The 17,362-nt window shown below is 70.7% G+C and carries 20 protein-coding genes and 1 tRNA gene; 13 read left to right on the top strand and 8 right to left on the bottom strand.

Annotated features, from left to right (window positions below):
* Window positions 1–17 precede the first annotated feature (17 nt).
* Window positions 18–572, bottom strand: a complete 555-nt coding sequence (locus OG553_RS15770; RefSeq protein WP_405979589.1) for a flavoprotein — start codon at window positions 570–572, stop codon at window positions 18–20.
* Window positions 569–1,846: a helix-turn-helix domain-containing protein gene (locus OG553_RS15765; RefSeq protein WP_405979588.1), complete on the bottom strand. Its 1,278-nt coding sequence runs from the start codon at window positions 1,844–1,846 to the stop codon at window positions 569–571. Before OG553_RS15765 ends, OG553_RS15770 begins: the two co-directional genes overlap by 4 nt.
* Before the next feature lie 175 nt (window positions 1,847–2,021).
* Here OG553_RS15765 and OG553_RS15760 point away from each other — a divergent pair, with 175 nt between their 5' ends.
* The 7 genes from OG553_RS15760 (at window position 2,022) to OG553_RS15730 (ending at window position 8,298) form a co-directional block, all read left to right on the top strand.
* A complete protein-coding gene (locus OG553_RS15760; protein ID WP_405979587.1) occupies window positions 2,022–2,432 on the top strand; it encodes an ATP-binding protein in 411 nt (136 codons plus the stop codon).
* A 74-nt stretch (window positions 2,433–2,506) separates the two neighbouring features.
* Window positions 2,507–3,787, top strand: coding sequence for a UDP-N-acetylglucosamine 1-carboxyvinyltransferase (locus tag OG553_RS15755; protein ID WP_405983051.1), 1,281 nt, complete (start codon window positions 2,507–2,509; stop codon window positions 3,785–3,787).
* Window positions 3,784–5,013, top strand: a complete 1,230-nt coding sequence (locus OG553_RS15750; RefSeq protein WP_405979586.1) for a metallophosphoesterase — start codon at window positions 3,784–3,786, stop codon at window positions 5,011–5,013. The genes OG553_RS15755 and OG553_RS15750 overlap by 4 nt, the downstream gene beginning before the upstream one ends.
* On the top strand, window positions 5,010–5,546 hold the full coding sequence (gene dcd, locus OG553_RS15745) for a dCTP deaminase (protein WP_405979585.1): 537 nt from the start codon (window positions 5,010–5,012) through the stop codon (window positions 5,544–5,546). The genes OG553_RS15750 and dcd overlap by 4 nt, the downstream gene beginning before the upstream one ends.
* Window positions 5,543–6,079, top strand: a complete 537-nt coding sequence (locus tag OG553_RS15740; RefSeq protein ID WP_405979584.1) for a dCTP deaminase domain-containing protein — start codon at window positions 5,543–5,545, stop codon at window positions 6,077–6,079. The genes dcd and OG553_RS15740 overlap by 4 nt, the downstream gene beginning before the upstream one ends.
* Complete coding sequence (locus OG553_RS15735; RefSeq protein ID WP_405979583.1) at window positions 6,076–7,173, top strand: glycosyltransferase family 4 protein; 1,098 nt, start codon at window positions 6,076–6,078, stop codon at window positions 7,171–7,173. The genes OG553_RS15740 and OG553_RS15735 overlap by 4 nt, the downstream gene beginning before the upstream one ends.
* An 87-nt stretch (window positions 7,174–7,260) precedes the next feature.
* Window positions 7,261–8,298 carry a serine hydrolase domain-containing protein gene (locus tag OG553_RS15730; RefSeq protein WP_405979582.1) on the top strand — a complete coding sequence of 346 codons (1,038 nt, stop codon included), beginning with the start codon at window positions 7,261–7,263 and terminating at the stop codon, window positions 8,296–8,298.
* Here OG553_RS15730 and OG553_RS15725 read toward each other — a convergent pair.
* On the bottom strand, window positions 8,295–9,557 hold the full coding sequence (locus tag OG553_RS15725) for an MFS transporter (protein WP_405983050.1): 1,263 nt from the start codon (window positions 9,555–9,557) through the stop codon (window positions 8,295–8,297). The genes OG553_RS15730 and OG553_RS15725 overlap by 4 nt on opposite strands.
* Entirely contained in the window at window positions 9,554–10,915 is a 1,362-nt protein-coding gene (locus OG553_RS15720) for an NAD(P)-binding domain-containing protein (RefSeq protein ID WP_405979581.1), read from the bottom strand. The genes OG553_RS15725 and OG553_RS15720 overlap by 4 nt, the downstream gene beginning before the upstream one ends.
* A 114-nt stretch (window positions 10,916–11,029) precedes the next feature.
* Between OG553_RS15720 and OG553_RS15715 the strand changes: the two genes are divergently transcribed.
* Both OG553_RS15715 and OG553_RS15710 read left to right on the top strand, forming a co-directional pair.
* Complete coding sequence (locus tag OG553_RS15715; protein ID WP_266635092.1) at window positions 11,030–11,392, top strand: helix-turn-helix transcriptional regulator; 363 nt, start codon at window positions 11,030–11,032, stop codon at window positions 11,390–11,392.
* A complete protein-coding gene (locus tag OG553_RS15710) occupies window positions 11,389–11,883 on the top strand; it encodes a GNAT family N-acetyltransferase (RefSeq protein WP_405979580.1) in 495 nt (164 codons plus the stop codon). Before OG553_RS15715 ends, OG553_RS15710 begins: the two co-directional genes overlap by 4 nt.
* 17 nt (window positions 11,884–11,900) lie before the next feature.
* Here OG553_RS15710 and OG553_RS15705 read toward each other — a convergent pair whose 3' ends face one another.
* From OG553_RS15705 to OG553_RS15690, 4 genes are all read right to left on the bottom strand, one after another.
* The gene (locus OG553_RS15705) at window positions 11,901–12,086 is read right to left on the bottom strand and encodes a hypothetical protein (RefSeq protein ID WP_405979579.1); all 186 of its coding nucleotides are present in this window, start codon (window positions 12,084–12,086) and stop codon (window positions 11,901–11,903) included.
* A 170-nt stretch (window positions 12,087–12,256) separates the two neighbouring features.
* Window positions 12,257–13,312: an ArsO family NAD(P)H-dependent flavin-containing monooxygenase gene (locus tag OG553_RS15700; protein ID WP_405979578.1), complete on the bottom strand. Its 1,056-nt coding sequence runs from the start codon at window positions 13,310–13,312 to the stop codon at window positions 12,257–12,259.
* Window positions 13,309–14,100 carry an aquaporin gene (locus OG553_RS15695; protein WP_405979577.1) on the bottom strand — a complete coding sequence of 264 codons (792 nt, stop codon included), beginning with the start codon at window positions 14,098–14,100 and terminating at the stop codon, window positions 13,309–13,311. The genes OG553_RS15700 and OG553_RS15695 overlap by 4 nt, the downstream gene beginning before the upstream one ends.
* A 35-nt stretch (window positions 14,101–14,135) precedes the next feature.
* The gene (locus tag OG553_RS15690) at window positions 14,136–14,450 is read right to left on the bottom strand and encodes a helix-turn-helix transcriptional regulator (RefSeq protein WP_069931123.1); all 315 of its coding nucleotides are present in this window, start codon (window positions 14,448–14,450) and stop codon (window positions 14,136–14,138) included.
* Window positions 14,451–14,526: 76 nt separating this feature from the next.
* Between OG553_RS15690 and OG553_RS15685 the strand changes: the two genes are divergently transcribed.
* The 4 genes from OG553_RS15685 (at window position 14,527) to OG553_RS15670 (ending at window position 17,238) form a co-directional block, all read left to right on the top strand.
* Window positions 14,527–15,156, top strand: a complete 630-nt coding sequence (locus tag OG553_RS15685) for a three-helix bundle dimerization domain-containing protein (RefSeq protein ID WP_405979576.1) — start codon at window positions 14,527–14,529, stop codon at window positions 15,154–15,156.
* Window positions 15,157–15,203: 47 nt separating this feature from the next.
* Window positions 15,204–15,623 carry an arsenate reductase ArsC gene (locus OG553_RS15680; protein ID WP_315895706.1) on the top strand — a complete coding sequence of 140 codons (420 nt, stop codon included), beginning with the start codon at window positions 15,204–15,206 and terminating at the stop codon, window positions 15,621–15,623.
* A 4-nt stretch (window positions 15,624–15,627) separates the two neighbouring features.
* Window positions 15,628–16,614 carry a thioredoxin-disulfide reductase gene (gene trxB, locus OG553_RS15675; RefSeq protein ID WP_405979575.1) on the top strand — a complete coding sequence of 329 codons (987 nt, stop codon included), beginning with the start codon at window positions 15,628–15,630 and terminating at the stop codon, window positions 16,612–16,614.
* A 550-nt stretch (window positions 16,615–17,164) separates the two neighbouring features.
* Window positions 17,165–17,238: transfer RNA gene (locus OG553_RS15670), tRNA-Met, on the top strand.
* Window positions 17,239–17,362: the final 124 nt, after the last annotated feature.

Below are 17,362 nucleotides of genomic sequence, written 5' to 3'. Positions count from 1 at the left end.
GCCGGCCGTGAGGCATCTCAAGGGCTTTCGGCCTCGGTGCGGATTGTTGGGGCCAGGAGTTCGACCGCCTCCGGCCAGGGAAAGCGGTCGGCCCCTCCGCCGGACTTGGGAGGGTGAGGTTGGTAGCTGCTGACCAGGACGCCCATCTCGCGGAGCTCGGCCAGGCTTCTCTGGTATGCCCGGTGGGCAGCGAGGGCGCTGTTCACGTACGGAAGCACCACGGTCGGGACTCCCATGCCGCTGGCCTCGCACAGGATCCCGAGGGCGAGGTTGTCCGCGAAACCGGCCGCCCACTTGTTGACCGTGTTGAAGGTGGCCGGTGCGACGGCGATGGCGTCGGCCGGCGGGAACGGCCGCGCCTCGCCGGGTGAACGCCACGCCGAGCGGATCGGGTACCCAGTCTGGTCCTCGACAGCCGCGGCGTCCAGGAAGCCGAGCCCCTGGGGTGTGGCGACCACTCCCACATCCCAGCCCCGCTCCTGTGCAGCGGTGATCAGTCTGCCGACATCGCCGGCGACCCCGGCCGCGCACACGACGACGTACAGGAAGGGCTTGCGCTGCGGCTCGGTCACGCGGGTACTCCCAGTCGGCGGCTGAAATGGTGGAGCTCTGGCAGCGTACGACGGCGGTCCCGGGCGGCCATGTCGGCGACCAGCTCGCGGACGGCGGGACGGCGTACGTCCTGGGCGGCGCAGGTCTCGGCGATCCGCAGGGCCTGATAGCCGTCGGCGAGGCGGCCCTGCTGGGCGTAAGCGCGAGCGGTCTCGATCCAGAGGGCGGCTCGGCGCTCGGGGACCGGGATGTGGCGGCGCATGAGCGGGCGGGCGGCGTCGAGGGCGATGCCGGCGTCGCCGAAGGACACGGCGGCGCTGATCTGGTGCAGTGTGACGTTGGTCGGGCTGAAGTTGGCCCAGACGTCCGGCTGGTCCAGGGCGACGTACTGCGCCACCTCTTTGGCTTCGGTGACGAACTCGCTGGTGGCGGCTCGATCGCCGGCGCGGCTTGCGGCAGTGACTCCGCGCAGCAGGAGCAGGCCGAGGACGGCGAGATGGTGAGAAGAGCGGCGGTCGTACGAGCCGGTGAGCTGGGAAGCGGTGTGCTGGATCAGCGTGACCGCCTGGCGAGCGTGCTGCTCACGCACCAGGACGTGCGCCTGGAGCCGGACGCTGGCGGCGAGGACGAGCGGGTCACCGAAGCGCTCTGCCTCTGCCATGGCCCTGCCGACGGCGAGCCACGCCGTACCCGCGTCTCCCCGCTTGAGTAGGAGGCTGGCCGAGGTCTGGTAGGCGGTGGCCAGGAAGCGGGACACCTCCTCCGCTTGCGCTGAGCTGCGGGCCGCTTGGCGCAGATCCGTGATCAGGCTGGGAAGCGTTCGCTCCAGTTCCGCGTAGTCGCATGTGGTCAGAAGTCGCCGCACGTTCATGGCGCGCTGCCGAAGCTGTTCCGCGGAGGATGACTCCGTCGCCGAAGCCGGCAGCACGCCGGGAAGCAGGGCCTGGACCAGGGCCGGATACGCCACCGCCACCGGCGTGGGGGTAGCGAGCATGGTGACACTGGCGGCAAGCAGGGTACGGCGGCGCAGCATGTCCTCTGTCTCCGGATCGTCGGGCTCGGCTTCCAGGGCGGTCTCCGCCAGCCCGAGGTGGGCCGGCGGGATCCGCAGGATGCGGGCGACGTCGCGGAGGACTCGGATGTCGTCGGTTCCGCGCCCGCCCTCCAGGCGGCTGATCTTCGACTGGTGGTAGCCGAGATCGGCGGCTACGTCCGCTTGTGAGCGGCCCTGTAAGACCCGCGCTTGGCGGATCAGTTCACCGATGCGGTGCGCCTCGCCCTGTGTGTCGGCCATCTGCGCCACGGCCCTTCTGCCGAGACCGATCCTGCCTGCTCAACCGAGCCTAGCGGCACGGAACTTGCCCGCCATGCACAACGTGCATAAGTGATGCCGCGCCCGCACAGGGCATCGCGGAGCCCGTCCATGAGCCGGTTGCCTGGTGGAACCGCACCCCTCCAGGAGGCCGCTCATGGAAGTGCACGAGGTCACCCTGCCGGTGGCAGGTACGCCCGAAGGCGCCGCCTCTGCCCGGCGCCAGGTGATGAACGAGGTCAGAGGCTGGCACCGCGACTTCGGCAACGACGAGCTGCACAGCGCAGAAGCCGTGGCCGGGGAGCTGCTCGCCAACGCCGTCCAGCACACCAGCGGCAGAGGCGCCTCCGTGACCGCTCGCCTGCAGGGAAGGCGGTTGCGCGTCGAGGTATGCGACCCAAGCGCGGCCCTCCCGCATGAGCGTCGGACCCGTACGGACGCTGAGGACGGCCGCGGCCTACTGATCATCGCCGCTCTCGCCGACCGACACGGCGTCGAGCAGAACGCCTCGGGCAAGTCCTGCTGGGCCGAGTTCGATCTGCCCGTCGGCCCCTTCCGCGCCAGGTGAACGGCTTCCAACCAAAGTCCCCTTCGAAGGAGTTGATCGTGGCACTCACCCGAACCTCGGCATCGAACCCCGAGGTGATCGCCGTACGCCCTGGGAGCCCTCTCTCCGGCTCTGTCACCGTCGACGGTTCCAAGAACGCCGCCCTGCCGATGCTGGCCGCCGCGGCGGCCGTGCGACGGACGGTCCAGCTGGACAACGTCCCGGCCAGCGCCGACGTCCAGTCCATGCTGGCCCTGCTCCAGGGGGCTGGCTGGCATGTCGCTCAGGCCGTCGGACAGCAGGGCAGCCTGCTGGTCATGGCGCCGGAGACCGCACCCGCTGCTGCCGAACTGGGCCGTGCCGCGAGCATCCGGGCCTCCTACTACCTGGTGCCGGCCCTTCTTGCCTTACAGGGCAGCGCCCGGCTGCCCTGGCCCGGTGGCTGCCGGATCGGGGAGCGGGGGATGGATCTGCACTTCAAGGTGTACGAGGCGTTCGGTGACCGCGTGACCGTCCAGGACGCCGGTTACATCGTCGAGGCCGGGGAACGGCGTACCGGCGCGGTCACCCTCGCGCTGCCCTTCCGGTCGCGCGGCGCGACGATCGCCGCCGTGCTCCGTGCGGTCGTCGCCGGACGGGCCTTGTGCCTGGGTCTGCCGAACCTGTCGCCGGAAGTCCTCGCCGTGCTCGACGCCGTGGGCTCGGTCGGTTGGGAGGCCCGGGTCAGCGAGCAGATCCTCGACCTCAGGGCGGCGGCGATCCCCGCCGAGATCCCCGCCTGGCGCGTACCGGGCGACAAGATCGAGGCGGGGACCCTGGCCTGTGCCGTTGCCGCCACCGGCGGCAACGCGCGGATCGAGGGCGTCCGCGGGCGCGACCTCGTGCCGTTGCAGGCTGCGCTCCAGCGGCTGGGCATCCCCACCTCAGTACAAGGAGAGGCCCTACTCGTTGATGGCGGAAACGCCCGGCCGACAGGTCAGCCCTTGCGGGCCATCGCCACCCTGTCGCCGGGCGGCTTGGACGCGGACTTCGAGCCGCCGCTGATGGCCCTGGCCCTCAGCCAGCCCGGCACGCACCTTTTCGCCGACTCGATCAACCCCGGCCGACACGGCAACCTGCTTCCCCAGCTGGCCAGGCTCGGCGCTGAGATCGAGGAGATCTCGCCCACCGAGTGCCGGCTGACCGGGCCGCAGCGACTGACCGGGGCCGGTGTCGAGGCCACGGACATCCGCACCGGATCCGCCCTCATGGTCGCCGCTCTGACCGCCCGCGGGATCACCACCCTCGGCGGCGTCGACCAGCTCCGCCGAGGCCACGCCGACCTGCCCGGCAAGCTCCTCCACCTCGGCGCCGACATCTGTGAGGTCGCCCCATGACCACGAGCCGTTCGCTGCGCCAGATCATGGCCACCACCGACGTCCACTCCGCCCTCGGTGCCGATGGCCTGCTGCTCAGCCACCTTCACCAGTCGCGGGCGGACAGTCTCCTGGTGGACTGTGGTGACTTCTTCGAGGGCACCGGCTACTACCGCCTGGGCCATGGCTCCCTGGAAAGGGAGATCCTGCTCGGCCTGTACGACGCCATCGCCCCCGGGAACCACGGCTGGCCGCACTACTTCGAACCGGCACTCCACCGACGGACCGTGTGCGCGAACACGGTCGACGCCGTGAAGGGCAAATCCCTCTTCCGGCGGCTGCGCATCGTGGAGGTCGCAGGTCGGCGTACGGCCGTCACCGGGGTGATCGGTCTCCAGGCGTTTGACTCGATCCCCGTCGGCCAGCGGTCCGGGCACCGAGCGACCGACCCAGTGCAGGCGCTGCGTGAGCTGATGCTCGCGCACCACCACGACGTCGATTCCTGGGTGCTCCTCAGCCACTCCGGTTTCGAGGAAGATCTCAAGCTCGCCGAAGCCTGCCCCTTCCTGGACGTGATTTTCGCGGGCCACTGCCACAGCGAGCACACGGGCCCTGCCGGCGTCGGCAACACCGTCGTCGTCAAGGGTCGCGAGCTCGCCGTCGGCTACGCCATCGCGGCGCCCACTTCCGACGGCTGGGTCGGACGTACGGCTCTGTTCCCGGACTCCTCCACGGCCTTAGCACCTGATCTGCCGCTCAAACTCGCCTCTCTGCGGGACCGAATGGCCGCGGTCGACGCTCAGCTGGCAGAACCGCTCGGACGGATCGCGAAGCCCTACCGGAACCACCAGCTCGACCGCCGGACCGTCCTTCAAGACGTGGCCGACCGGCTCCGCAGCGGACTGGGCAGGGAGGCGGTCGTCCTGAACGAGACCACCGTTCGCACGACACTGCTGGGCGAGGTTCTGACCACGGGCGACCTGCTGGCCATCGAGCCGTTCGCGAACACGCTGGTCGAGGCCCGCGTCGCGCCGGCCTACCGCCACGACCCCGAGGCCCTCGTCGCCCACCTCACCGAACGGGTCGGCCCGCTCGTCACCTCCCCCGACCCCCTTCCGGCCGGGCTGACGAGCGTGCTGACCACCGACTACCTGGCCGACAGCTGCCTCGGCGGCCGCACCCACCCCGCCGGCCTCGGCCTCGGCTCGGCGATCCGGAGCATGCTGACGAACGGAGACGACCAGTGATCCTGACCGGCCCCGAGATCACCTCCGCGTCACAGGACGGACGGTTGCGCATCGCTCCGTTCCTGCCCGCCCAGGTCAACCCGAACAGCTACAACGTCCGCCTCGGACCGGTCCTGCTCACCTACACGGAGGAGGTCCTGGACTCCCATCGCCCCAACCTCACGCGCCGTATCCAGATCGGCGACGACGGGTACACGCTGCAGCCCGGCGAGCTGTACCTGGGGCACACCCTGGAGGAGGTGGGCTCCGACTGCTTCGTCCCGCTGCTGTTCGGCCGTTCCTCCGTGGGCCGACTCGGCCTCTTCGTCGAGATCACCGCACCGATCGGGGACATCGGATTCCACGGGCAGTGGACGCTGATGCTCACCCCGACCCGCCCCGTCCGTGTCTACGCCGGGATGAGGATCGGGCAGATCATGTTCTTCGTCTCCGAAGGCCCGGTGGACCTGTACGCGGGCAAGTACCAGGCGGCCTCCGGTCCCCAGCCCTCCGCCTACTGGCGCGACCTCGACGCGTCGGGGGTGGCGTCGTGATCCTGACCGGACCGGCCATCGCCGCCGCCCACGCGGCCGGCCAGCTCACCATCGACCCGTACGACCCGAGGCGCCTCTCTCCCAACGCGTACGACTGGCGACTGGGAAGCACCCTCCGCGTCTGCCAGGGCGACCTCGACGCCGCCGCTCCCACCACCTTCCACGAGCTCACCCTCCCCGACGACGGGTACGTCCTGGAGCCTGACCACCTCTACCTCGGCCACACCCTGGAGCGCACGGGCTCCGAGACCTATGCCCAGCTCCTCAACGGCGACCGGACCACCGGCTCCCTCGGCATCTGGGTCCACGTCTCCGCGCCGCTCGGGCACCAGGGCCACGCGATCCGCTGGACCCTGGAGATCCGAGCCACCCGGCCCGTACGCGTCCGACCCGGCATGACCTTCGGCAAGCTCGTCTTCCTCCGCACCCACGGCGCCCCGGCCAGCTACCAGCAGCACGGCCTCAAGTACCGCTCCAGCGAAGGCATCGAGACCTCGCGCCTCTACGAGGAGAACCCCGGAGGCCGCCGGTGAACGCCCTCGTCGCCACCGCCCTCGACCTGCCCTACCCCAGCCCTGGCGGGAGCGTCGAACTCTTCCTCGACCTCTACACCGGTGCACAACCCGCCATCCCCGCCCGTGCCTTCATGCTCGCTCCCGACGGTCCCCGCCCCCGCACCCCCACCGGCCTCGACCTCCTCCACGCATCCGGCAAGTCCATCAACGGCCCCGCCTTCAACCGGTACGTCACGAACCTGCGTCACGCCATGACGGCCGCCATCGACCCGCGTCAGATCGGCGTCCTGCACCTGCACCACTTGGCCTTCGGAGCCACACCCGCCCTCCTGCGGGCACTGCCCGCCCACCCGCGGATCGCGTTCGTCCACGGCACCGACCTCCTGTACGCCGAGAACCACAGCACGCAGCTGCGCGTCCTGCGCGAGGCCGCCACCGCCGCCGACGCGATCGTCGTCCCAACCGGCGCCATGGCCGACCGCCTGCTCAAGCTCACCCCCAAGACAGACCGGCGCAAGATCGAGAAGATCCCATGGGGCATCCCTGACCACCTCCTGACCAGCCCACCACCGCGACCCGCCCGGCGCCCCACCAGCCACCTGCGGGTGCTCTTCGCAGGCCGCCTCAGCTCCGAGAAGGGCCTCGAACCCCTCCTCCAAGCCGTCTCGGCCACCCCCTCGGTCGAGCTGAGCATCGCCGCCCCGCGCGCCCAGTTCCACGACCTCACGCCGGTCATCCGCCATCATGGCGTCCACGTCCGGTACCTCGGCTGGTTCCGCCGACAGCAGCTCTGGAAGGTCTTCGCCGACCATGACGTCCTGGCCGTGCCGTCCACCACCCTGGAGGCCATGGGCCTCGTCGCGCTCGAAGCCCAAGCCTGCGGACTCCCCGTCCTCTACCAACCCGTCCCCGGACTCAGCGAAGCCCTCTCCGGCACCGGCCTGGCAACCGACTTCACCAACGCCACCACCGCAGCCCACGACCTGCACCGCCTGCGCACGACCCCCGGCCTGCTGGAGATGCTCCGGGCATCCGGCCGCACCAACGCCGCTCGCTTCCCCCTCAGCACCACCGTCGCAGCCATCGCCGACCTCGGCGGACGGCTCGCCTGACACCACCTGTGGCGCAACAGGCACCGCCCCGGCCGCGTCACTAACCTGGCCAGTGGACCACCCGCGGCCCACGACGATCGGGAGACCATGACCCACACCAGCGACCGGATCGAAGACCTCCTGCAGGCCGGAGTACGCGACGAGGTCTACCCCGGCGCGGTGTGGGCGGTCGGGGACGCTGACGGCATCCAGGCCAGCGGAGCCGTCGGCCTCCTCGACCCCGACCACCGCGACGAGCCGATGCGACTGGACACCGTCTTCGACGTCGCCAGCCTCACCAAGATTCTTGCCGTCTGGTCCACCATCGGCACCCTCGTAGAAGAGGGGAAAGTGCAGCTCCACGCCCCGCTGGGCGCATTCTGGGAAGAGGTCGCGGGCCACCCCCTGGCCGAGGCCACGGCCCATCACCTGCTCACCCACACCGCCGGGCTGCCCCTGCGTGCCAACCTCAAGAACCTCTACGGCACCGACCCTCAGGACATCCGCGACGGAGTTCTCCACGAAGCGCTCCACCGCCGACCCGGCGAAGCCGTCGAGTACACGGACCGAGCCGCTCTCGTCCTCGGCTACCTCGTCGAATACCTCTCCGGCCATCCCCTGGACCGGCTCGCCACCGACCGCGTCTGGCGCCCCCTGGGCATGACCCGCACCTGCTTTGGCCCCCTCCCCAGCGCCGAGGCCGATCGCTGTGCCCCCACCGAGTACGACGAGACCACCGGCACCCATCTCAAGGGCACCGCCCACGACTTCTCCGCCCGCCTCCTCGGCGGCGTCTGCGGCATCGCCGGCACCTTCTCCGTCCTCGAGGACCTCGCCCTCTTCCTCGGCCACATGCTCGCCCCCACTCCGGCCGCCTTCGGACCCACCTGGATCAAGGAGTCCCTCCGTCTCCACACCGGGGCACTCACCCCCGCTCGCGGCCTCTTCTGGCACCCCGCCCCCGGCACCGACCCCGCCCAGGACATTTGGGTCCACTACGGCTTCACCGGCACCGGCATGTGGATCAGTCCCACCCAGAGCCGCTGGGCCGTCCTCCTCACGAACAAGATCCGCCTAACCCGCGACCGCGACCCCCTCACAGAGGTCCGGAACGCATTCCGCGCATCCACCTTCGTGGCCGACTAGACCGACTCAGCTGACGAATGGCTCAGCCCCCGTCCCCCAGTGCTTTTCTGCGATCGGACGGTTCCGAGCGAGAGGATCGTGGCTACGAGGGAGAGGGCTGCGAGGAGCAGGAAGAGGTGCTGGTGCCCGCCGAGTGGGCCTGCGAGAACGGCGCCGGCCCACGGGGCGAGCGCGGCGGCGATGTGGGCCGGGGCTCCGAGGAGCCCGGAGAGACGGCCGTATTGGGTGGTGCCCCAGCGGTCGGTGACCGCGGTGGCCTGGAGGAGGGTGAGGTTGCCTCGGATGACTCCGGCCAGGACCGCGAGGATCACCAGGAGGGGTACGGGGCCAGGGATGAGGGCGAGGGCTGCGGTGGTCGCGCCGCCGAGGGCGATGAGGGTGGCCGTGCGGGTGGTGACGGATGTGCGGGCGGACAGGCTCGCGTAGAGGGTGCGGCCGAGGGTCTGGCCTGCTCCGCCGAGCCCGAGGGACCAGGCAGCCTGAACGGGCGTTGCTCCGCGTTCGGTGAGGAGTGGGATGAGGCCCATGACGACGGCGTACATGGCGAAGCTGGAGAGGGTGAAGGCTGCGGCCAGGAGGAGGAAGGGGCGGCTGCGGGGAATGGGGGTGTGGCCGACGGCGGGTGGCGGCGGTGGGGCGGCCGGCCACGGGGCGCGAAGCGCCAGGGCGTGCGCGGGGATGGTGACTGCGGCCAGGATCGCTGCGAGGACCACGTACGTGGCGCGCCAGCTCAATTGCTCGGCGAGGGCTGCAGTCAGGGGTGCGAAGACGGTGGAGGCGAGTCCGCCGGTGAGCGTGACGATCGTCAGGGCGCGGACACGGTCGGGCCCCCACCAGCGGGTGAGGGCAGCGAAGGCGGGCGGGTAAAAGGTGGCGGCCATGGCCACGCCCGCGAGCAGCCAACCCACACTGAATGCAGTGAGATTGGGGGCGGTCGCGATCACCAGTAGGGCGAGCGTGCCGAGTACGGAGCCAGCGGTCATCACGGCACGCGGTCCTCGGCGGTCGAGGATCCGGCCGATGGGGATGCCCGCCACAGCGGAGACGAGCAGGGCGCCGGAGAAGGCCGCGGTGGTGGCGGCCGGGGACCAACCGGTGTCGGCAGTGATCCGGGAGCCCAGGACGGGGAAGGCGTAGTAGACGATTCCCCAGCTGGTGATCTGGGTGGCGCACAGGGCGGGCAGGGCGGCGCGTGGCCGCGACCGGACCCCCGTTCCGGTCGCGGCCACGCTGGCCTGGGTGTTGGGCACGGTGGTCAGCAGCCGCCGGAGGAGGCGGGGGCTCCGATGGTGAGGGTGGCCGGGGCGGCGCAGCAGCCTCCGCCGGTCTCTTCGGCGGCCTCGGGCTGGTCGAAGAGGCCCGCGCCGCCGCACACTCCGGTCTCGGGAAGGGTGAGTTCGACGCGCTCGGCGGCCTCCTGGTCGCCGGCGAGGGCGGCGGCGATGGAGCGGACCTGCTCGTAGCCGGTCATGGCGAGGAAGGTCGGGGCGCGGCCGTAGGACTTCATGCCGGCGAGGTAGACGTCCTTCTCCGGGTGGGAGAGCTCGTTCGCACCGTGCGGGTAGACGGTGCCGCAGGAGTGCTGGTTGGGGTCGATCAGCGGGGCGAGTTCGATCGGGGCCTGGAGGCGCTCGTCCAGGCCGAGGCGGAGCTCGTCCAGGAAGGTGAGGTCGGGGCGGAAGCCAGTGAGGACGATGACCTCGTCGACCGGGTCCAGGCGGCGGCCGTCCTCGCCGACGAGGACGAGGCGGCCGTCTTCGGTCTTCTCGATGGCGTCGGTGCGAAAGCCGGTGACCGCGTCGGCGTATCCGCCGTCGACCGCGGCCTTGGCGGCGAGGCCGAGGGCGCCACGGGCGGGGAGCTGGTCGGCGGTGCCGCCGCCGAAGGTGGAGCCGCTGATCCCGCGCCGGAGGATCCAGGTCGCGTGCGTCCCAGTGCCGTCCTCCGTCTTGGCGAGATCGGCGAGGTAGGCCAGAGCGGTGAAGGCGGAGGCGCCTGAGCCGATGACGGCAGTGCGCTTGCCCGCGTACCGGGCCCGGACGGCGGGGTCCTTGAGGTCGGGGACGCGGTGAGTGATCTGGTCGACCGCGCTCTTCTCGCCGAGTGCGTGCAGGCCGCTGCCGCCAGCCGGGCTGGGGGTGGACCAGGTCCCGGAGGCGTCGATGACGGCGCGGGCGAAGATCCTCTCCTCGCGGCCGCCAGGGCCGGTGAGGTGGATGACGAAGGGCTGGCTCTCGCGGTCGGCGTCGACGATGCGGTCGCGTCCGGCCCGGGAGACGCCGGTGACGGTCGCGTTGTAGCGGACGCGGTCGCCGAGTACGTCGGCCAGGGGCTGGAGGTAGAGCTCGGCCCAGTCGCCACCGGACGGGTAGGTGGCACCGTCCGGCTTGACCCAGCCAGTGGGGGCGAGGAGCTTCTCGGCCTCGGGGTCGACGACCTCGGACCAGGTGGAGAAGAGGCGTACGTGCGACCAGTCGCGCACGGCGGACGCGGCGACCGGGCCGGCCTCCAGGACTAGGGGCTCGATGTCCCGCTCGATGAGCCGGGCAGCCGCGGCGAGTCCGATCGGGCCGGCGCCGATCACGACGACGGGCAGGGCTTCGGTGGATGCGTTCACGGCGGGCTCCCCAGTTGATTCGACGTCTGTCGATGTCCTGACGCCTCCAGAGTGGACCCTGGATCGACGTTCGTCAACATAGACATCCGTCGAAATTCGTCAGATGATGGGGGCATGACTACGAAGGTGTTGCCGCTGCTGGAGCCGGAGGCCGTGGCGGCGTGCTGCCCGCCCCTGTCTGAGCGCCCGCTGACGGCCGAGGAGGCCGAGCGGACCGCCGTCATGTTCAAGGCCCTGGGCGACCCGGTCCGCCTGCGGCTGTTCTCGCTGGTCGCCTCCCACGAGGGCGGCGAGGCATGCGTGTGCGACATCTCCGACGTGGGTGTCTCCCAGCCGACGGTCTCCCATCACCTGAAGAAGCTGCGCGAGGCCGGGCTGCTGTCCTCCGAACGACGCGGCACCTGGGTGTACTACCGGGTCGAGCCCGCGGTGCTCGCCGCCATGGGCCAGCTCCTGACCCGCGCGGCCTCCGCATGAGCATCACCATCGCGCCGCTGGCCGAAGCGCACGCGGATGAGGTCCTGGCGATCTACCAGGCGGGGATCGACGAGGGCAACGCCACCTTCGAGACCACCGCCCCCACCTGGCAGGCGTTCGAGGCGGGCAAGCTGCCGGAGCACCGCCTCGCCGCCGTCGGGGAGGACGGCAAGGTCCTGGGCTGGGTCGCGGCGAGCGCGGTCTCGGACCGGTGCGCGTACGCGGGCGTGGTCGAGCACTCCGTCTACGTCCACCCTGCCGCCCGGGGGCAGGGTGTCGCCATGCGGCTCCTCACCGCACTGATCGGTTCGACGGAGGCCGCGGGGATCTGGACGATCCAGTCCGGCATCTTCCCCGAGAACCGCGCGAGCCTCGCCCTCCACCAGCGGGCCGGCTTCCGGGTCATCGGCACCCGTGAACGCATAGGCCGCCACCACGGCGTGTGGCGCGACGTGGTCCTGCTGGAGCGCCGCAGCCCGGTCGTCGCCTGACGCTTCCCGTCTGCCAGTCAGTACGGGCGCGGGGACATGACGCGCTGCTCGCCGTCAGGTAGGTGCAGCATGCAGCGCGGAACGCCGGGCCCCGATGCCGTCCTGACCTCAGCCGGAGTCGGCGGGTCGGTGGGCAGTTCAATGGGGAGGACGACGGGCCGGTCGTGGGTAGTCGTCTCGTGGGCGACCTCCTTGCCATCCACGAGGACCTCCACCACAGGGTTGCGGCCAGTCTCGACAGTGACGCTCACCGAGTGCCCCGCGTGGTCGATGTGGAAGTGGTGGCGCATGTGCATCGGACGGCCTTCCGGCAGGCCCCCCGGACAGCCTTGCCTTTCCAGGGTAGGCGCGTCAGCAGGGGTCACGCTGGGCGTCAGGACAGCAGAGATGCGATCTCGCGGGCGGCGTCGCGGGCGGTGCGGCCGACGCCGATGAGGGTGGCGGAGGCGGGGCCGGTCCAGTCGCCGTAGCCGAGCAGGTGCAGGCGGGGTTCGTCCAGAGCTCGGGTGCCGGCGGTTGCGATGTGGCCGCGGGTGCCACGCAGGCGCAGTGAGGCGAAGTGGGCGAGGGCTGGGCGGAAGCCGGTGCACCAGATGACCGCGTCCGCTTCCGCGAGGGTGCCGTCGGCCCACTCGGCGCCCTTGGTGGTGAGCCGGGTGAACATCGGCTTCGCGTGCAGGAGTCCGGCGTCGCGGGCGGCGCGTACGGGTGGCACAGCGACGATGTCGCCGAGGGAGGCCACGCCACCGGTGTCGGTGCGGCCGGCGTCCAGCGCTTGGCGGCGGGCGGTGGCCGCGTCGAAGAGAGCGCGGCCGTCGATGTCGTCGGCCAGGTAGCGGGGCGGACGCTGGGTGGCCCACGTCAGTTCGGCCACGGAGGCGAGGTCGGCGGCGACCTGGGCGCCGGAGTTGCCGCCGCCGACCACGATCACCCGCTGACCGGCGAACTCGGCGGGGCTTTTGTACTGCACCGTGTGGAGCTGGCGGCCGGAGAACTCTCGGCGGCCGGGGACGGCGGGGATGAACGGGCGGGTCCAGGTGCCGGTCGCGCTGACCACCGCGCGAGCCCTCCAGTCGCCCGAATCGCTCTCGACGCGGAGGAACTCGCCGTCGCGGTGGACGGCGTCGACCCACACGCCGCGCTGGACCGGCAGCTCGTAACGCTGCTCGTAGTCGGCGAGGTACTCCACGACATGCTGCGCGTCCGGGTACGTCTGGCCGGGCTGGGCGGGCATCAGCCGCCCGGGCAGCGAGGAGTACTGGGCTGGGGAGAACAGATGGAGGGAGTCCCAGGTGTGCTGCCAGGCCCCGCCGGGTGCCGCCTGGGCGTCGAGGATGACGTGCTCGACGCCCAGACGGCGCAGGTGGTAGCCGGCGGCGAGCCCTGCTTGGCCGCCGCCGATCACCACCACATCCGTGCTGAGCGTCATGCCGCGGGCTGCTCCGTGTCGTTCTTACCGCGCATGAAGATGACCGCCACGAGCGCCAGGCCCACGATCGCGCCGACCAGCTGCATGCCGACGAACGCCGGGACCGAGGCGGGGGCGATGCCCGCGAAGGTGTCGGTGAAGGCGCGGCCGATGGTGACGGCCGGGTTGGCGAAGGACGTGGAGGAGGTGAACCAGTACGCGGCGCCGATGTACGAGGCGACCGCGACGGGCGCGAAGCGGAGCCGGTCGGTGCGGGCCAGGCCGAAGATCAGCAGGATCAGGCCGGCGGTCGCGACGACCTCGCCGAGCAGGAGGTGACCGGCGGAGCGGTCGTGGGTCGACCACTTCACCAGCGGCTCGCCGAACATGGCATCGGCCAGGATCGCGCCCGCGATGGCCCCGACGATCTGCGAAGGCACGTAAACAGCCAGCTCGCGGGCGGTGACTCCTGCGCCGCCCCGGCGGGCGGTCCACCACTCGGCGATGGTGACGGCCGGGTTGAAGTGGGCGCCGGAGACCGGGCCGAGCAGGGCGATCAGGACGCCGAGGCCGAAGACGGTGGCGGTGGAGTTGGCCAGCAGCTGGAGAGCCACGTCCTGGGTGAGCTTCGTGGCCTGGATGCCGGAGCCGACGACGATCGCGACCAGCGCCGCGCTGCCGACGAGCTCGGCGGCGGCGCGGGCGATCAGCGGGGTGCGGGGCGGGGTCGCGCCAGGTGCGGGCTGGGGCTCGTCGGCGGCTATGTCGCTCTCCGCTGCGGGGGCGGCGACGGGCTCGGTGGCGGTCAAGACGGGTTCTCCTCGGGCAGGTGAGGCAGAGCGGGCTATGGGCAGGACCGCTTGAGGTTCGCTTCGGCGGTGGCACGCGCGGTCGTGGCGAGGTCGGCGAACTGACCGGCGAGGGCTTCGATGACTTCCGGGCGCAGGCGGTAGTAGATGTACCTCCCGCATGGCTCCGTCTCCACGACCCCGGCCTCGCGCAGCACCTTCAGGTGGTTGGACAGGTTCGTCTGCTTGGCACCCGTCTCTTCCACGAGGTGGGTGGTGCACAGCGTCTCGCGCGCGAGCAGGGTCACGATCTGGAGCCTGAGCGGGTCGGCCAGAACCCGGATCAGATCAGTGTCGACTGACGTCATCATGTGCTGATACTGTCACATCATCTGGGGCTGACACCAGTCCGAGCTGACCTTATTGGCTCCTTTGAACGGGAACGCCATGTCCACGCCCTCATCGCCCCTCCTGCCGGACGAACGCCTGGCCGCGGGGGCTGCACGTCTCGCCTCCCGGTACGCCGGCCGCTTCGCGCCGGAAACCGTGTTGGGCCTGCTCGCCGACTCCTACGCACGTCTTGCCGAACAGGCACGGATCCGCACGCACCTGGTCGTGCTGGCGGAACGGCTTACCGCCGAACGCCTGGAGGCCCTCGCCCACACCCAAGGGCTGACGAGCGGGCCGACCCGAGTGCTGTTCGTGTGCAGCCAGAACGCCGGCCGCTCCCAGATGGCCGCCGCCCTCCTCGCCCACCGGGCAGGCGAGCGGGTAACGGTCTCCTCCGCGGGCACCCACCCTGCCGAGGCAGTGGAGCCGCACATCGCTCAGGCCCTCACCGAGGCCGGCGTGGACCTAGCAGATGCCTATCCCAAGCCGCTGACCCAAGAGGTCGTCCAGGCCGCCGACGTCGTGATCACGATGGGTTGCGGCGATGCCTGCCCCGTCATGCCCGGTCGCCGCTACCTCGACTGGCCCGTGGCTGACCCTGATGAAGCGCCGATCGCCGTCGTCCGCGATATCCGCGACGCCATCGACGCCCACATCACCGAGCTGCTCACCCAGCTCGCCCCCTGAAGCCCCACCGATCCCCACCGCAGTCGCCTCACCCCAAGGAAGAACAGATGTCCTCCGCTCCTGCCGCCTCCGTCCTGTTCGTCTGCATCCACAACGCGGGCCGCTCCCAGATGGCGGCCGGGTTCCTGCGCCACCTCGCGGGTGACCGCGTCGAGGTCCGCTCCGCCGGTTCCGTGCCTGGCGAGCAGATCAACCCCTCAGCCGTCGCAGCCATGGCCGAGCTGGGCATCGACATCTCCGATCAGAAGCCGAAGGTCCTCACCCCCGAGGCTGCCCAGGCGTCCGACTACATCATCACCATGGGCTGCGGCGACGCCTGCCCGTACTTCCCCGGCAAGACCTACCTCGACTGGCAGCTTGAGGACCCGGCCGGGCAGGGCGTCGAGGCCGTCCGCCCCATCCGCGACGAGATCAAGGGCCTCATCGAGGGCCTGATCGCCGAGATCGACGCCAAGAAGCAGGGCTGATCCCGTGGCCGACGCGACCACCGCCGACGACGGCATACGCAACGTCATCATCATCGGCTCCGGCCCCGCCGGATACACCGCAGCCCTCTACACGGCCCGCGCCCAGCTGAAGCCTCTGCTGTTCGGCAGCTCCATCTTCGTCGGCGGGTCGCTGACCACCACGACCGAGGTGGAGAACTTCCCCGGCTTCCCGGACGGCGTCGACGGCCCGGACCTCATGGCGAACATGCGGGCCCAGGCCGAGAAGTTCGGCGCCGAGATGATCGACGACGACATCGTCTCCGTCGACCTCACCGGCCCGATCAAGGAAGTCACCGACTCCGAAGGCACCGTCCACCGCGCCAAGACGGTGATCATCGCCACCGGATCCGGCTACCGAAAGCTCGGCCTGCCCAAGGAAGATGAGCTCTCCGGCCGGGGCGTGTCCTGGTGCGCAACCTGCGACGGCTTCTTCTTCCGCGACCGGGACATCGTCGTGGTCGGCGGCGGCGACACCGCCATGGAGGAAGCCACCTTCCTCACTCGCTTCGCCCGCTCGGTCACGGTCGTCCACCGCCGCTCCACCCTGCGTGCCTCCAAGGTCATGCAGGACCGGGCCTTCACCGACGACAAGATCTCCTTCGCCTTCGACAGCGAAATCGCCGAGATCAAGGAGACGAACGGCATGCTGGCGGGCGTCGCCCTGCGCGACACCTTCACCGGCAAGACCCGCGACCTGGACATCACGGGCCTGTTCATCGCGATCGGCCACGATCCGCGCACCGAACTGTTCACCGGCCAGCTCGACCTCGACGACGAGGGCTACATCAACGTCGAGGCTCCCTCCACCCGGACGAACATCCCCGGCGTCTTCGCCGCTGGCGACGTCGTCGACCACACCTACCGCCAGGCCATCACCGCAGCCGGCACCGGCTGTGCGGCAGCACTGGACGCCGAGCGGTACCTCTCCGCCCAGCGCGCACAGGACGAGCCGATAGCCGCAGCCGTCTGACCTGAGGCGGCGTGAGGGCCGACTCCGACGAGCGGGCTCTTACGCTCAAATGGACGTACCACAGCAAGAGAGCCCTGGTCAGCACCGCCAAATGCGTGAGCGATGCGTGAGCGGACGTGCTGGCATGGACTGGTCCGGAGCGGATGAGGCGACATGGTGCAGCGCTCTGACCAGGCATTGCCGGACCTCAGCGGACCGATCGACATGGCCCGGCATGATCTTGCCGGGACTTTTAATCCGTTGGTTGTCGGTTCGAGTCCGACATGGCCTACCGCTCGCGGGCCGGGGGGAACACCCTCCGGGCCCGCGCCGAGCGCCCCGTCCGACTCCTTCGGACGGGGCGCTCGGCCGTTCCGGGGCCGGCCGGTGGCCTGATCCCGTCCCAAGGCCCGTGAGCAGACCCGCGGGACGGGACCCGATCCGCTGCTCCGGACACCGGGATGAATCGTTTTACATGTGCTCTGACCTGCGGTTATTTCGTTCCGCAGGGTCGTGGGCGGGTTAATTGGCGGGAGCTGTCCCCCGGATGACGTAGAGTTGGGTTTACCGACGCGGGGTGGAGCAGCTCGGTAGCTCGCTGGGCTCATAACCCAGAGGTCGCAGGTTCAAATCCTGTCCCCGCTACTCAGAACGAAGGCCCGGTTCCTCTTGGAACCGGGCCTTCGTCGTGTCCGGGCCGCGATCGCGGACCCGGGAGGCCGTCACCCCTTCGGACCGGCCCGCTCGCCGTACGGGGCCGCCTGCCGCC

The organism is Streptomyces sp. NBC_00158 (assembly GCF_045160885.1).
In the GTDB taxonomy this organism is placed as follows: Bacteria; Actinomycetota; Actinomycetes; order Streptomycetales; family Streptomycetaceae; genus Streptomyces.
The sequence above is the reverse complement of the archived record's forward strand: the minus strand, read 5'-3'. Positions and strand labels throughout refer to the sequence as shown.